This is a genomic window from Bradyrhizobium sp. (assembly GCF_035273305.1).
Lineage (GTDB): Bacteria > Pseudomonadota > Alphaproteobacteria > Rhizobiales > Xanthobacteraceae > Bradyrhizobium.
This window is the reverse complement of the sequence record NZ_DATEPI010000013.1, coordinates 1-15,339: the sequence shown is the minus strand read 5'-3', so window position 1 is coordinate 15,339 and position 15,339 is coordinate 1. Positions and strand designations below refer to the sequence as shown.

At 60.7% G+C, this 15,339-nt stretch carries 15 protein-coding genes and 1 pseudogene; 10 read left to right on the top strand and 6 right to left on the bottom strand.

Annotation, left to right across the window (positions count from 1 at the left end; genetic code table 11):
• Positions 1-223: 223 nt before the first annotated feature.
• The 4 genes and pseudogenes from VJV58_RS01030 to modC form a co-directional block, all read left to right on the top strand.
• Positions 224-472: pseudogene (locus VJV58_RS01030) on the top strand (methyl-accepting chemotaxis protein); the annotation flags it as partial.
• A 193-nt stretch (positions 473-665) separates the two neighbouring features.
• Positions 666-1,604: a penicillin-insensitive murein endopeptidase gene (mepA, locus tag VJV58_RS01025; protein WP_324135445.1), complete on the top strand. Its 939-nt coding sequence runs from the start codon at positions 666-668 to the stop codon at positions 1,602-1,604.
• A 385-nt stretch (positions 1,605-1,989) separates the two neighbouring features.
• Entirely contained in the window at positions 1,990-2,685 is a 696-nt protein-coding gene (gene modB, locus VJV58_RS01020; protein ID WP_324135444.1) for a molybdate ABC transporter permease subunit, read from the top strand.
• 2 nt (positions 2,686-2,687) lie between these two features.
• The gene (gene modC, locus VJV58_RS01015; protein ID WP_324135443.1) at positions 2,688-3,368 is read left to right on the top strand and encodes a molybdenum ABC transporter ATP-binding protein; all 681 of its coding nucleotides are present in this window, start codon (positions 2,688-2,690) and stop codon (positions 3,366-3,368) included.
• A 39-nt stretch (positions 3,369-3,407) separates the two neighbouring features.
• Here the strand turns inward: modC and VJV58_RS01010 are convergent, their stop codons facing one another.
• Positions 3,408-5,201 carry a potassium/proton antiporter gene (locus VJV58_RS01010; RefSeq protein WP_324135442.1) on the bottom strand — a complete coding sequence of 598 codons (1,794 nt, stop codon included), beginning with the start codon at positions 5,199-5,201 and terminating at the stop codon, positions 3,408-3,410.
• Between the two features lie 218 nt (positions 5,202-5,419).
• Between VJV58_RS01010 and VJV58_RS01005 the strand changes: the two genes are divergently transcribed.
• The 3 genes from VJV58_RS01005 to radC all read left to right on the top strand — a co-directional run bounded on the left by VJV58_RS01005 (position 5,420) and on the right by radC (position 8,500).
• Positions 5,420-6,730, top strand: coding sequence for a mechanosensitive ion channel family protein (locus VJV58_RS01005; protein ID WP_324135441.1), 1,311 nt, complete (start codon positions 5,420-5,422; stop codon positions 6,728-6,730).
• 138 nt (positions 6,731-6,868) lie between these two features.
• Complete coding sequence (gene map, locus VJV58_RS01000; RefSeq protein ID WP_324135440.1) at positions 6,869-7,693, top strand: type I methionyl aminopeptidase; 825 nt, start codon at positions 6,869-6,871, stop codon at positions 7,691-7,693.
• A 99-nt stretch (positions 7,694-7,792) separates the two neighbouring features.
• Positions 7,793-8,500, top strand: coding sequence for a RadC family protein (radC, locus tag VJV58_RS00995; RefSeq protein ID WP_324135447.1), 708 nt, complete (start codon positions 7,793-7,795; stop codon positions 8,498-8,500).
• Positions 8,501-8,598: 98 nt separating this feature from the next.
• Here the strand turns inward: radC and VJV58_RS00990 are convergent, their stop codons facing one another.
• The 5 genes from VJV58_RS00990 to VJV58_RS00970 form a co-directional block, all read right to left on the bottom strand.
• The gene (locus tag VJV58_RS00990; protein WP_324135439.1) at positions 8,599-9,294 is read right to left on the bottom strand and encodes an AprI/Inh family metalloprotease inhibitor; all 696 of its coding nucleotides are present in this window, start codon (positions 9,292-9,294) and stop codon (positions 8,599-8,601) included.
• Positions 9,294-10,286: a 2-hydroxyacid dehydrogenase gene (locus VJV58_RS00985; RefSeq protein ID WP_324135438.1), complete on the bottom strand. Its 993-nt coding sequence runs from the start codon at positions 10,284-10,286 to the stop codon at positions 9,294-9,296. Before VJV58_RS00985 ends, VJV58_RS00990 begins: the two co-directional genes overlap by 1 nt.
• Positions 10,286-11,032, bottom strand: coding sequence for an ABC transporter permease (locus VJV58_RS00980; RefSeq protein WP_324135446.1), 747 nt, complete (start codon positions 11,030-11,032; stop codon positions 10,286-10,288). Before VJV58_RS00980 ends, VJV58_RS00985 begins: the two co-directional genes overlap by 1 nt.
• Before the next feature lie 86 nt (positions 11,033-11,118).
• Positions 11,119-11,937 carry an ABC transporter ATP-binding protein gene (locus tag VJV58_RS00975; RefSeq protein ID WP_324135437.1) on the bottom strand — a complete coding sequence of 273 codons (819 nt, stop codon included), beginning with the start codon at positions 11,935-11,937 and terminating at the stop codon, positions 11,119-11,121.
• Positions 11,938-11,947: 10 nt separating this feature from the next.
• On the bottom strand, positions 11,948-12,976 hold the full coding sequence (locus tag VJV58_RS00970; RefSeq protein WP_324135436.1) for an ABC transporter substrate-binding protein: 1,029 nt from the start codon (positions 12,974-12,976) through the stop codon (positions 11,948-11,950).
• Between the two features lie 145 nt (positions 12,977-13,121).
• On the opposite strand from VJV58_RS00970, the gene VJV58_RS00965 reads away from it, so the two are divergent.
• The 3 genes from VJV58_RS00965 (at position 13,122) to dmeF (ending at position 15,279) form a co-directional block, all read left to right on the top strand.
• Positions 13,122-13,937 (top strand): creatininase family protein, encoded by an 816-nt coding sequence (locus tag VJV58_RS00965; RefSeq protein ID WP_324135435.1) that lies wholly within the window; start codon positions 13,122-13,124, stop codon positions 13,935-13,937.
• A 95-nt stretch (positions 13,938-14,032) separates the two neighbouring features.
• Positions 14,033-14,305, top strand: coding sequence for a metal/formaldehyde-sensitive transcriptional repressor (locus VJV58_RS00960; protein ID WP_324135434.1), 273 nt, complete (start codon positions 14,033-14,035; stop codon positions 14,303-14,305).
• Between the two features lie 8 nt (positions 14,306-14,313).
• A complete protein-coding gene (dmeF, locus tag VJV58_RS00955) occupies positions 14,314-15,279 on the top strand; it encodes a CDF family Co(II)/Ni(II) efflux transporter DmeF (protein ID WP_324135433.1) in 966 nt (321 codons plus the stop codon).
• Positions 15,280-15,339 lie beyond the last annotated feature (60 nt).

The following is a 15,339-nucleotide window of genomic DNA, read 5'->3' as shown; positions in this document are numbered from 1 at the left end:
GAAGACGTCGGCAAGGCGATACTGGCAAGCCTTGGCGCGACGGCCCCGTAATACTACGTCCAGGCCATTTACCTCCGTTGTTAAGAACTTTCATGAAAGATTCCGAATCTTCCTCTCGCGGAGTTTCGGGATGTCCCGCTTCCATATTCGATCGATTTCAGCCCGCCTGGTCCTCGCCATTTCGTTGACCGTGGCAGGAGCCTGCGCGATTCTTGGCACCACCGCGGCCACTATCGCGGCGGCGGTCGAAGAACAGCATTCGGCAACGAGCGAGATCGCACGGAGTGTGCAGCAGGCAGCGATCGGCACCAGCGAAGTTTCGCACAATGTCACCGGCGCAAGCCATGCTGCCGACCAGTCCCGCGCGCTGGCAGATAATGTCATGCTGGCGTCGGGTCAGCTCAGCGAGCAGGCCGCCGCGTTGTTCGACAGCGTCGAAGAGTTCCTCGCGGGCCTTCGCGACGCCGCCTGAGCTCAACAAAGTAGCTGCGGAATCCCCGGTGGGAATGGCGGCGCGACATGGCACTTACCTTCAGGCCTGCTTGCAGCGGAACGGCCCGCGCCATCGGCGCCAGGTTCTCCGGGGGAAATCAACTGATTGCGATTGGGACGCCTTGTTCATGGCCGCGCAATCCGTGTAGGTTCGCCCTCACCGAGTGAGCCGAATGAACCTACGCGCAATTTTTCTTTTTTTGTTTTCCGCTGCGATCATCAACACCAGTGTCGCTCAGGATTTGGGCAGCGTCGATCCAAAGCCATTGCCGCCGCTCACCAATCCCAACGACGCCAAAGTTGGCGCAAAGGAGCTGTTCGGCCGCAAGGTGCTGCCGGCGGCAATGCCGACGCGTGTAATCGGCTTCTATGCAAAGGGGTGCATCGCAGGTGCGGAAGCTTTGCCGATCAACGGAGATACTTGGCAAGTCATGCGGCTGTCGCGCAACCGCAATTGGGCCCATCCCGAAATGGTCAAGCTCTTAGAGCGGTTGTCGGCCAAAGCCCATAAAGACGCGGGCTGGCCGGGCATATTGGTCGGTGACATGTCGCAGCCGCGCGGCGGACCGATGTTCACAGGGCACGCCAGTCACCAGGTGGGACTCGATGCGGATGTCTGGCTGACGCCAATGCCCGACCATCAATTGTCGCGCAACGAGCGCGAGGAAATGTCCGCGGTCATGATGGTGCGTCCTGATCGGCTCGATGTCGATCCGCACGTCTGGACGCCCGGCCATCTCGCGGTGATCCGTGATGCCGCGCAGGAGCCCATCGTGCAGAGAATCTTTGTCAACGCCGCAATCAAGAAGGCGCTGTGCCGCGAGGCCAAGGGTGATCGCAGCTGGCTGTCCAAGGTGCGTCCGATGTACGGCCACGACTTTCATTTCCACATCCGGATCAAATGCCCGCCCGGCGATACCGCCTGCGAGAGCCAGCCGGAGCCCAAGGACGGCGAAGGCTGCAGCAAGCGCGATCTGGCCTACTGGTTCAAGGATTCCGTCCTCCACCCGAAGCCGCCGAAACGTCCGGTGAAACCAAAGCCCCCGATGACGCTGGCGCAATTGCCGGCCGCCTGCCGACAGGTGCTGGCGGCGCCCGACGCAAAACAATAACAACAGGCGTGAGTTGAACATCGGCCCGGTGCGGGCCACAAATGCGTGCGCCTGGCCTGAGCCTTTTCCTCGCCTCGGCTATGCTGTAGGCTCACGATCGCGATATCAGGATGGATCGTAAATCCTCCGGATCGACGGAACGGCGCTTCCGCCTCTCGCATTCCCACACAGCGACTGCCGTTTTGCGCGCGGAGTATTGCCGCGAGCACGCATGGAGCGCCCACAATGAATCGCCTTGCCGCGCTTTTCGCTGCGCTTATGCCGCTGGTCAGTCCGGCGTCCAACCCCGTAACTGTTTGAGCATGCCGCCGCTCTTAATCTCTCTGCAGTCCATGCTGGAGGACGCCGCGGCGACTAAATCACGAACTCTGGAGACGGGGCGCTAGTGTCCGAAATTTCACCAACCGAATGGACCGCGATCGAGCTCTCGCTGCGGGTTGCTTCGGTCGCGACGCTGGTGGCTACGCCGCTAGGAATTGCCGTCGCGTGGCTGCTCGCTCGACGCGACTTCTGGGGAAAGTCGTTGCTCGATGCGCTCATCCATTTGCCATTGGTGCTGCCGCCCGTCATCACCGGCTATTTGCTGCTTCTCACATTCGGGAGGCGTGGCTTGATCGGCGCCTGGCTCGCGGAGCATGTTGGCTTGGTGTTCGCGTTCCGCTGGACTGGCGCGGCGCTGGCGTGCGGCATCATGGCTTTCCCGCTGCTGGTTCGTCCGATGCGCTTGTCGATCGAGGCGGTTGATCGACGGCTGGAGCAGGCGGCCGGTACGCTCGGAGCAGCGCCGTGGCGCGTGTTCTCGACAATCACGCTGCCGCTGGCGTTGCCGGGCGTACTCGCGGGCATGGTGCTCGGCTTCGCCAAGGCGATCGGGGAATTCGGCGCGACCATCACTTTCGTGTCGAACATTCCCGGCGAGACCCAGACCATCTCGACCGCAATCTATTCCCTGATCCAGACGCCCGACGGCGACACCGCGGCGCTGCGGCTGGTCGCGGTCTCCATCATCATCTCGCTCGCCGCACTGGTCATCTCCGAGTGGTTCGCTCGCCGCGCCGTACAGCGCTTGCACGGGAACTGACCATGCTGCGCGTAGACGTTTCAAAACAGCTCGGCGGTTTTCACCTCAAGGCCAGCTTCGGCGGCGAGGCACGCGTCACCGGCCTGTTCGGCGCCTCCGGCGCCGGCAAGACTTCGCTGATCAACATGATCGCGGGCCTGCTGCGGCCCGATCGGGGCATGATCGTTGTGGATGGCGAGATACTGGACGATACCTCGGCGCATACGCATGTCCCGGCGCACCGCCGCCGTATCGGTTACGTATTCCAGGATGCGCGGCTCTTTCCGCATCTGGATGTGCGGCAGAATCTCGACTACGGCCGACGCATGAACCGCGTGGTCGATGATCCCGCCCAGCGAGCACGCGTGACCGATCTGCTCGACGTTGGCGGGTTGCTGGATCGCCGGCCCGGTCAGCTCTCCGGCGGCGAGCGCCAGCGCGTCGCGCTCGGCCGCGCACTACTGGCGCAACCGAGATTGCTGCTGCTGGACGAACCCCTTGGATCGCTCGATGATGAGCGCAAAGTCGAGATCCTGCCTTATCTGGTTCGGCTGCGCGACGAGGCCAACATACCGATGGTCTATGTCAGCCACGATGCTAATGAAATGCGGCAATTGGCAACGAGCGTCGTGATGCTCAACCGGGGGCGCGTGACTGGCTTCGGCGGCATCGAAGTACTGCCGGGCGCTTCATTGCCAGCCTGAAATCTGGCGGTTTGCCAAAAGGGCCGAGTTCCGGACCTGCTAAATCCCGGCCACGGATGACCATAGTTCGGACAGCTTTCGCTTCAACGAGCCGAGGCGCGTCGAAGGTGCCAACTCTTCTTTCTCTTCGGGCAGCCGAAGGCCAACTACGTTGACCCTGCCCCCACTGATACTGCGGGCCACCAGAACGATGGTGTCCAGATCAACGGCGGCGCCGTCAGTTGGCGCGTGGTCAAGATGAAGATCGAAATAATCGGCAAGCGTCAGCTTTGCCTGGTGTTCGCTCACCACCACACCGTAGATCTCGGCAAGCTCTCCGAGCGTGTGCTCGCCGGAGACGACGAAATCTCCGAGGAGATGGGGATCGGGGGCCGAACTCGGCTGCATATCTACGAAGAAACGATCGAGCGCGTCGGCTTTCTCCGGAGGCGCCAACAGGTAGATGTAATCCCCGGGAGCAATCGGGTCGGCTTCCGCCGGCGAGAGAATGTGCTGATCGCGGATCACCAGTGTCGGCTTGGACCAGGAAGGAACGAGGCCACGACGGAAGAACAGGCTTCTTGCGCGGACCGAATAGCCGACCAATTGCTGCTCGAGCTGGCCGGGGAGGTCGAGCTCGACGCGCCGTGGGCCGCGATCCGCGCGCGGCAACGCCACGTGCAGCCGTCGTGCCGCCGCTGCCAACGTCCAGCCCTGCAGCAGCAGCGAGATGATAACCACCACAAACGCGACGTCGAAATACAAATACGCCTTTGACAAGCCGACCAGCATCGGAATCGAGGCCAGGAAGATCGCGACCGCGCCGCGCAGACCAGTCCAGGCGATGAATATCTTCTCACGCCAGTTGAAGCGAAATGGCACCAAGCAAAGAAACACCGCGAGCGGTCGTGCCAGCAGCATCAGCACCAATGCGACGATGATGGATGGGACCACGCTCGCCAGCAGCCGCTGCGGCGACACCAACAACCCGAGCAGCACGAACATGACGATTTGTGCCAGCCATGTTGCGGCATCGAGGAACGTCACAACAGAATTGTGCGCCCGGGTCGGACGATTGCCGATGATGATGCCGGCGAGATACACGGCTAGAAATCCGGAGGCGTGAGCGATCTGCGCCGCGCCGAAAATCACCAGTGCCGCGGTCGCGACAAAGGGCGCATGCAGTCCTTGCGGCAGCGCGACACGGTTGAGAGCCAACACGACCGCCCGCCCGCCGATCAAACCGATGATGGCCCCGAGAACCGCCTCGCGGCTGAATTCGAGCGCCACATGCCAGGCTGAGCTTTGGCCGACCGAAATCAACTCGACCAGCATCAACGTAAGAAATACCGCAAACGGATCGTTGGTGCCGGATTCCGCCTCCAGCGTCGCACCGACGCGCGGGCGCAACCGTAGGCCCTGCGCATGGACCAGCAGGAACACCGCTGCCGCATCGGTCGAGGCCAGCACCGCTCCGGCTAACAACGCCTCGGTCCAATTCAAGTCGAGCACATATCGCGCCGCCGGCGCGGTGATCAGGGCGGTAAGCAGTACGCCGATCGTGGCAAGCACCATCGAGGGAGCCAGCACGGCGCGGATACTCTGAAATCGGGTTCGCAGCCCGCCATCGAACAGGATGAGCGCAAGCGCCACCGAACCCACCAGATAGGTGGTGCGTACGTCGTCGAACCTGACCTGGCCCGGCCCGGAATCGCCGGCCAGCATGCCTATCAAAAGAAATACCAGCAGCAACGGCGCGCCGAAGCGTAACGCCAGCAGGCTGGACAGAATGCCTGCCATGACCAGAGCGGCCCCAAGCAGAATGACAATGCTGACCTGATCGAGAGACGCCATGGGCCTTCAGAAAAATGCAACACTTGCAATCGCATCTTTATCGTTGCGGCTGCGCGCGGCCAACCGCTTTCTCGCGAGTGCGGGAATGTGCCGCGTTTTACAGGTCTTTCTTGCTTTGCTTCGGTCGGAAGCCATGGCGCCCGAACCGCCGTTATGGAAATCTGCGGTGGATTCGAATCGAGTCTATTAGATGGGCTACGTTCAGATCGGATTTGAAAATGGACCTGCACGATCTCGCCGATTTCCTGCACAACGCCGCGCGGTCGGTCGGCGCGGAGATCACGTCACCTTGGCTCTATCTGCAGCTGGGATTGATCCTGACCTGCGCCGGGATCGCGTTCGGCACAGGAGCTGCCGTTCGATCGCGGATCGAGATGACGTCGGTTGCTATGGGATGGCCGGCACCGCTGAGGCTGTTCGCGCGCGTGCTGGTCGGCAGCGCGGCTACCGCAACGTTCGCGCTATTGGTCGTGCTTGCGCGCGTCGTGATGGTGACATCGACCTGGCCCAGCCGCAGCTATCTGCTCAGTGTCGCCGCCAACCTTGCGTTCGCATGGCTGATCATCCGGCTCGTCACCTCGGTCATCCGCAACACCTTCCTGGTTCGACTTGTGTCCGTCTCGGCGTGGCTGGTCGCGGCCTTGAGCATTCTCGGCCAACTTGAGCCGGCCATCGACGCGCTGGATTCGGTATCGGTCGTGCTTGGAGGCCTCCGGCTGACGCCGCTACTCGTGATCAAGCTGGGCGTGCTGTTGATCGTGGCGTTGTGGCTGACCAACATCGCGTCAAACTTTGCCGAGAGCCGGATCACGCAATCTGCCGATCTAACGCCCTCGATCCAGGTGCTGCTCATCAAGATGATCCGGCTCGCGCTGATGGTGTTTGCGGTCGCGGTCGCCATGAGCGCGGTGGGCATCAACCTCTCGGCATTAGCGATCTTTTCCGGTGCGGCTGGCGTTGGCATCGGCTTCGGCTTGCAAAAAATTGTCGCAAATTTCATCAGCGGCATCATTCTTCTGGCGGACAAGTCGGTGAAGCCCGGCGATCTCGTCACTATCGGCGACAGTTCCGGGCGCATCAGCGCGATGAAGACGCGATATATTTCGGTGGCTGCCGGCGACGGCCGCGAATTCCTGATACCTAACGAAGACCTGGTGACACAGAAGGTCACGAATTGGACCTACACCGACAAGAACACGCTGGTGAAAGTCAATTTCGCCACCAACTACGACGCCGATCCGCGGCAGGTCTGCCAGCTTGCAATGGAGATCGCGGGCATTGCGAAACGCGCCATCAAGGGCAAGCCACCGAACTGCATCCTCACCGAGTTCGCGGAAGCGGGAATGAAATTCGCACTCACATTCTGGATTGCCGATCCCGATGGCATGGATAACGTGAAGAGCGAAGTCATGCTGTCGTTGTGGGACGCATTCAAGCGGGAGGGCATCCGGGTGCCCTACCCCGTGCGCGAAATCCGCATTCGGGGCGGAGCGCTGCCGGTGGAGACCACGGTCGAAGTTTCGAATTGAGGCGGAGCGCTTTCGCGCTTTTGGCACACTGGGGGTTCCGGATGAGCGGAACTCCTCGCATCCAGGGTCCGCTTGCTAGAAACAGCTTCAATCATTAAATAAAGGCTCGCCGCTTTACCCACCAAACATGATGAGGATATGAGCTACATCGAAGCCACAGACACTTCCCTGCGCAAAACCGGCCAGATCAAGCTGCACGGGCCGAACGGTTTCGCCGGCATGCGCAAAGCCGGCGCGCTAGTGGCGAAGTGCCTCGATGAACTCACCGATATCGTCAAGCCTGGTGTCCCGACTGCACGAATTGACGAATTCGTGCGAGAGTTCGCGTTCAGCAACGGCGCCTACCCAGCTACCCTGATGTATCGGGGCTATCGTTACTCGACCTGCACGTCCATTAACCACGTGGTCTGCCACGGCATGCCCGGCGAGAGGCTGCTGAAGGAAGGCGACATAGTGAACATCGATGTCACCTTCATTGTCGAAGGCTGGTACGGCGACTCCAGCCGCATGTATGCCGTCGGCCCGATCGCCCGCAAAGCCGAAAGGCTGGTCGAAGTGACCTATGAGGCCATGATGCGCGGGATCGCCGCGGTGAAGCCCGGCGCCACCACCGGTGATATCGGGCATGCCATTCAGAGCCTGGTCGAACCACAGGGGATGAGCGTGGTCCGCGACTTCTGCGGCCACGGGCTGGGCCGCATGTTTCATGACGAGCCGAACATCATCCACATCGGTCGACCGGGAGAAGGCGTGGTGCTAAAGCCGGGAATGTTCTTCACCATCGAGCCGATGATCAATCTCGGCAAGCCGCATGTGAAGATTTTGTCCGATGGCTGGACCGCCGTGACGCGCGATCGTTCGCTCTCGGCGCAATTCGAACACTCGGTGGGCGTGACCGCGGCGGGGGTCGAAATCTTCACCTTGTCGCAACGCCATCGCGAAAAGCCGCCGTTGCCGGCCTAATCCCCGCTGATCCGATCGTTTGATCTGACACTTACCGGTTGCAAAAGCTGACCGGCACAGGGCATGGTTGCGACCTTGCTGAAATGGTACGGCCGCCGCATGTCTTCCGATACCCACGATCATTCTGACGCGGAAACGCCGCACTACCACGGCCATCGCATGCGGCTGAGGGAACGTTTTCATAGCGCCGGGCCCGGCGCCTTGAGCGATTACGAACTGCTGGAAATGGTGCTGTTTACCGCCAAACCCAGGGGCGACATGAAGCCGCTGGCCAAACTTCTGATCAAGAAATTCGGCTCGTTCGGGGAGGTCATCAACGCACCTGAATCGCGATTGCGCGAAGTCGACGGCGTTGGTGAGCGGACCGTTACTGAACTCAAGCTGATCGCCGCCGCGGCAAGCAGGATCGCGAAAGGCCGGCTTGAGCAGCGCACCGCGTTGTCGTCGTGGAGCGAGGTGATCGATTATTGCCGCACCAGCATGGCGTTCGCGGACAAGGAACAGTTTCGGATCTTGTTTCTCGATAAGCGCAACCAGTTGATCTCGGATGAGGTGCAGCAAACCGGGACCGTCGACCACACGCCGGTGTATCCCCGCGAGGTGATCAAGCGAGCGCTGGAAGTTTCGGCCACCGCGATCATCCTGGTGCACAACCATCCATCCGGCGATCCGACACCATCGCAGGCCGACATCCAAATGACCAAGGCCATCATCGACATCGCCGGCCCGCTCGGCATCTCCGTCCACGATCATCTCATCGTCGGCAAGAACGGGCACGCGAGCATGAAGGGGATGCGGTTGATTTAGCTTTGGGGTTACCCGAATTGCACAAATGGTTACGGCTTCGGGGCGCGAGCAAAAGACAACAAAGCTGTCGGACTTGTTGAAGGTAACTGACGCGCCAATTATTGTCGCAGCATGATGAGGGGATCGGCGCTGTCGGGCACCAACCGCCACTGCGCGTTGTCGTCAGCCTCGAAGCGCCAGACTTCACCACTGCCGGACATCAGCAGCAACTCGCCCCGCTCCAGCCTCCATTGCGTCGGCGCAAACGAGGAGATCGCCGGATCGCATTTAGGCTTGAGGAACACCTGGAAATTGTCCTGGGTGGCCTCATTGTTGGTCAACGTCAATCCGCATACCGCTCGACCACTGCCGCGAACCATCGACCAGTCACCGATCATCTGATCCATCGATTTAGCCAGCGAGCGCGCCGCCGCGAGATTCTGCAGAATGTAAATGCCCTCACCCTGCCTCAGGCCTTCGAATATGCCGCTCTCGACTTCAGTAAAGTCGATCACCGGCTGGCCCGATGCATCCTGAAGCCTCACGATATCGAGTCCCTTGATGCTCCATGCAGTGATGTCCCTGGTGAACGGCAGCGCCGCGGCGCAGCCCGGTTCACGCTCGAGCTTCAAAGCCTGCGCGGCTGGATCGCCCTTTAGCGTTACCACGCAGGTTTTGCTGCGTTCGGTGGTCGAGAGCTCCCACTGCCCGATCATGTCTTTCTTCAGGGTGGCGGCATCCTGCGCACACGCCTGAGATGCACAGGCGAGCAGTGCCGAAAGCGCGACAAGCGCGGCGCCGAGTCGACCTCGCATCAACGCCCCTTCACCGGAGTTTCCACCACTGGCGTCAACGGCGGTTTGCCCGCGAACCAGGCTTTCAGATTATCGACCACCAACTGGTCCATGGCATTGCGCGTTACCACCGAAGCCGAGCCAATATGTGGCAGCAGCACCACGTTCTGCATGGCGCGCAATTCATCCGGCACGTTCGGCTCGTTTTCGAAAACGTCCAGGCCTGCGGCCAGAATGGTGCCCGACTTCAAAGCGGCGACCAGCGCCGGCTCGTCGATCACCGAACCACGTGCGACATTGATGATCACGCCGCGCGGGCCGAGCGCCTTCATGACGTCGGCATTGATCATTTTTGCGGTTCCCGCGCCGCCGGGAACGATGACGACAAGCGTGTCCACCGCTTTGGCCATTTCGATCAGGTCTGGATAATGCTTGTGCGAGACACCCTGCGCCGGTTTGCGCGAGTGATAGACCAGGGGAACGCGGCAAGCCTCGAGTCTTCGCGCGATCGCCTGGCCAATTCGTCCCATTCCGACGATACCGACCGTGCGGTCGCGCAACGATCCAGCACTAAGCGGATAGTTCTGCGTGGACCACTGGCCCGAGCGCAAATAGCGGTCGGCCTTGACGAACTCGCGCAGCGTCGCGATCAAAAGTCCGATCGCAACGTCAGCGACCTCTTCGGTCAGCACGTCCGGCGTATTGGTGACCACGATGTTATGCTCGCGGGCGTAACGCGAATCCACGTGATCGTAACCGACACCGAAGCTGGCTATGATTTCGAGCTTGGGAAACATTGCCAGCGCGGTTTTATCGGCATGGACGGTGTGATAGGTCACGGCGACACCGCGCATTTTCTGCAAGGTCGCTGGCGTCAATCGCTCCAGGTCGTGCCTCGTTTCAGCGGCATGCAGTGCGAATTTTTCTTCGGGAAATCCATTTTCGAGGATTGGCCTGCTCGGTCCATAGATCAGCAAATCGATCTTGTCCGAAGAACCACTACTGCCAACCATCAGATTTCCTTTCCAAGCGCACTCTCATGCCAGCGCCGCAAGATGAGATGTGAAGCCAGCGCGAGCAGGCCATAGATGACAATTCCCGCGACCGAGAGCAACAGCAACGCCGCGAACATTCGGGGAATGTTTAGGCGATAGCCTGATTCCGCGATCCGATAGGCCAGACCGGAACCCGCGCCAGCGGAGCCGGCAGCGATTTCCGCGACCACGGCGCCGATCAGCGACAGCCCGCCGGCAATGCGCAAGCCGCCGAGAATGAACGGCAAAGCGGAAGGCAATTTTAGATATCTGAGCACCTGCATTCGCGACGCGCCGTAAAGCTGAAACAGGCCGTTGAGATTGCGGTCGACCGAATTCAGCCCCAGCGTGGTGTTGGACAACACAGGAAAAAATCCGACGATCCAGGCGCAGACGATCACGGCAGTTTGCTGCGGCAGGTAGATCAGCAGCAGCGGCGCGATCGCGATCACCGGCGTGACCTGCAGGATGACCGCATATGGGAACAGCGAATATTCCAGCCATTTCGATTGATTGAATAGCAATGCGAGCGCGACACCCCCGATCGAAGCAGCAGCAAATCCTTCGATGGTGGTCAAGAGCGTCGTCATAAGCGACCGCGACAATTCCGGCCAGTCCTGGATTAGAGTCGTGAACACGGCGCCAGGTCCAGGCAGGACATAGGGGGGAATGTCATTCAGCCGCACCACCAACTCCCAGAGCATGATGCCGACCGCAAGCACCATGATCGGGAGCAGAATCCGGACCAGGCGCAAGCCCCGCGTCTCGGTCCTTGTCGCGTCCGTCGAAAGCGGCGGGGTCTGCAACGAACTCATGAACCGGGCTGCCCGGTATATGAGGGCGCCAGCGCGTTCGAGACCTTTCGGCAGTACTCCGCGTAGGCGGCGGAGGTGCGGAAATCCTCACCGCGCGCTTTCGGCGCATCGATGCGGATTTCGGCACTCAGCCGGCCCGGACGCGATGTCATCACGATGATCCGCTCTGACAGGTACACCGACTCGAATACCGAATGAGTCACGAAGATGATGGTCTTGTGCAGATTGCCCCACAGCGACAGTAGATCGTTATTCAAGCGAAACCGCGTGATTTCATCTAGCGCGGCAAACGGCTCGTCCATCAGAAGGATGTCCGGATCAGTGACCAGTGCGCGCGCCAGCGACACCCGCATCTTCATGCCGCCGGACAGTTCACGCGGGTAAGCGTCGGCAAATTCGGAAAGACCGACATGCGTCAGCGCCTGGTGAACGCGCGCCTCCGATTCCGTGGCCGGCATCTTTGCGAGCTTCAGTGGCAGCCGAACATTTTCGCGCACGCTGGTCCACGGCATCAGGGTCGGCTCCTGAAACACAAAGCCCATCGAATGCCCGGGGCGCACCTGACCGGTGCGGCAGGAAATCTCGACCGTCCCCGAAGTCGGCGCGCTCAGTCCTGCAATCAGCCGCAATGCTGTGGATTTTCCGCAACCTGAAGGCCCGAGCAGCGACACGAATTCACCGTTGCGCACCTCAAGGTCCAGCGGCCCCAGTGCTGCCACGCCGCTATCATACACCTTGGTAACGCCTCGCAGGCTCACCGCAACGCGCGCCGGCGCGGACGAGCCTTTCTCTGACAATGCTGCGGGGCCGGCCATCGCCCGCGTCCTAGTTCTTTGGCCGCAGGTCGAGGCCGACACCTTTGTTGACGAAGCGAAGCGTGTACGCGTTGCGAAAGTCGATGTCGGGGCGGACCACGCCAGCCCGGACCATCTTCTCGTAGAAGCTTGCGACGCGTTCGTCGCTCATCGCGCCGATGCCATTGCGCAGCGTGTCTCCGGAGTCGACAATGCCATGCTCCTTCATCTTGCGAACCGAGTAAGCAAGCAATTCATCCGTCATTTCCGGATTGAGTTTTCTGATCAGCGCGTTGCCTGGCGAGTTGTCGCCGTAAAGATAATTGTACCAGCCGATGATGGAGGCGTCGACGAAGCGCTGTACCAGGTCAGGTTTCTTGCCGATCAAATCGCGGCGCGTTTCGATCAGGGTCGAGTAACTGTTAAAGCCGTAGTCCGCCAGCAGGATCACACCCGGCTTGAAATGCGCAGCCTTCTCGATCGCGAACGGCTCCGAGGTCACATAGCCCTGCATTGCGCTTTGCGAGTTGGCGATAAACGGCTGCGAATTGAACGTGTAGGGCTTCACGTTGGCCTCATTGAATCCGTACTCGGTCTTCAACCACTGGAAATAACTGGAAATCCCTTCCTTCGACACGAACAGCGTCAGCGGCTTGAGCTGTTCTAGTCGGGTGATGTTGGCCTCCGGATGCGTCACGAAGACCTGCGGATCCTTCTGGAAGATGGCCGCGACGGTGACGACCGGCACGTGGTTGGCGACGGCGTCGAACGACATCAGCGTATTCGCGGCCATGAAGAAATCGAGCTTGCCGGCAATCAGCAGCATGCGGTTGTTGTCGTTGGGGCCGCCCGGCACAATGGTGACGTCGAGCCCGTATTTCTTGTAGGTGCCGTCGGCAAGCGCCTGAAAAAACCCCCCATGCTCGCCTTCGGGCACCCAGTTGGTTCCGAATGAGACCTTATCCAGCACGGTCTGGGCATTAGCGCTTGCGGGCAGCATCGCAATTACAAAGGCCAGGAAGCCGGCGGTTAACGCTCGCGGCAAAAGAACCGGGTTCATGATTGGACTCCGTCGATCATTCTGGCCCATGATAGGGAGGCCGCAGTGCCCCGATTCTGAAGCCGGTTCAGCGCACTAGACGCTGATCGCGCCTCGTAAGGGATACAACCACCTTGCAAATCCGCCTAAAGAAAAAGTTCATTCGATGACTTCTGCAATGCCTCCCCGCGACTGGAACGATATCTACTGGCCCGATATGGCCGGGGCCGGGCCGGCGCGCTGGATAGCGGTCTTGCCGCTCGCGGCCACCGAACAGCACGGCCCGCATTTGCCACTCGGCACCGACGTGATGATCGCGAACGCTTACCTGGCGCGCGTTCGTGAACTTTTGCCGAACGAAATTCCCGTGACTTTTCTTCCGCTACAGCCGGTCGGTGTTTCCACCGAGCATCTCGCTTATCCGGGCACGTTGAGCTTGCCGGCAGAGACGGCGTTGAAAGCGTGGACGGCGCTTGGCGAGAGCGTCGCGCGCGCGGGCCTCAAGAAACTCGTGATGGTCAGCAGCCATGGCGGCAATAGCCACGCGATGAGCCTTATGGCGCAGGAGTTGCGCGCGCGCCACGGGCTGCTCGCCGTTACGACCGCCTGGTCGCGGTTCGGTGCGCCGGACGGATTGTTCTCAGAGGACGAATTACGCCACGGCGTACATGGAGGTGCGGTGGAGACCTCGATCATGCTCGCGCGATACAAGCAGCATGTGCGCAGCGATGCGATTGCCGAATTTCGTCCGGCCAGCATTGCCATGGAGCAGGATTACCACTGGCTCTCGGCGCATCGTCCGGCGCCGTTTGCATGGCAAACCCAGGATCTTCACCCGGCCGGTGCGGTCGGCGACGCACGAAAGGCCTCCGCCGAAAAAGGTGAGCTTCTGCTCGATCATGGCGCCCGCGCGTTCTGCGAGCTGCTGGCGGATATCGATAAATTCGATCTGCAATCGCTTTCGGCGGTCCCCAAAACTTGAAATCGCGGCCTCCCGATTTGCCCTTATTTGAGCATCGAGATTGAGTATCGAGGTCGTTGACTTGGGATAGGGGGGTACCCTATCTAGTAGAGGTCATGACGCACACGATCCGAGAAAAGAAGAAGCTGCTTGCCCGTGTTGGCCGGATTCGGGGCCAGATCGAAGCGATCGAGCGGGCGCTGAGCGAAGAAGCGGACTGCGAGCGCGTCATGCACATGATCGCCGGCATTCGCGGCGGGGTCGCAGGGCTGATGGCCGAGGTGGTCGAGGATCATATCCGCACGCATCTTGTTGGCCCCGACCGTAGCGCGCTCAATGCCGACGCAGCGGATCAGCTCATTGAGGTGGTCCACACCTATCTGAAGTGAGGCCCATTATGCCCGATCCAGAATCGCTCTCTCAGCACGATCACCTGTTTCTTGGCAGGGGTCACCTCGCGGCGGAGCGCCGGACCTGGGCCGTCATCGTTCTTTGCAGCATCATGATGCTCGCCGAGATCATTGGCGGCGCAATGTTCGGATCATTGGCCCTGATTGCCGATGGACTGCACATGTCCACGCATGCGGGCGCGCTGTTATTGGCCGCGTTGGCCTACACCTATGCGCGCAAATATGCGAACGATCGCCGGTTCAGTTTCGGCACCGGCAAGTTCGGTGATCTGGCGGGATATTCGAGTGCGATCGTTCTGGCGATGATCGCACTTCTAATCGCCTATGAAGCCGTATCGCGGCTGCTGCACCCGGTGCCGATCAGCTTCAGCGAGGCTATTCCGATCGCTGCGCTGGGGCTGGCGGTTAACGTCGCGAGCGCCTGGCTATTGTCAGGTGGGTATCATCATGGACATGATCATGATGATGATCATGATCACGCACATACGCACGAGCACGTACATGGAAATGCCGCGCACCACCGAGACAACAATATGCGGGCCGCAATCGTTCACGTTCTGGGCGATGCGGCGGTGTCCGTTCTGGTGATTGTCGGACTGGTGCTGGCACGTAGTTTCGGTTGGCTCTGGATGGATCCGCTCGCCGGTTTCATCGGCGCGCTGGTCATCGCCAACTGGTCGGCACGGTTGCTGCGCGATACGGGTGGCGTCCTGCTCGATCGCACGCCGGATGCGCAGATGGCGGAGCAAGTCCGTAACACAATCGAAGCCGAAGGAGATCAGGTTACCGATCTGCATCTGTGGCGGCTCGGACCCGGGCACCTTGGTGCGATCGTCTCGGTGGCAACCACCGGTCAGCGCGAGGCCGCGCATTACCGCCGGAGACTGGCTGGTTTCGCGGACTTGTCCCATGTCACCGTGGAAGTCCAGCACACCGGGGCCCTCAGCGGCTGATTTCCCTATCATCGTCTGGTCGAGAATGTGGACGCGACCGTTTGCCCGATTGCTGCTGCG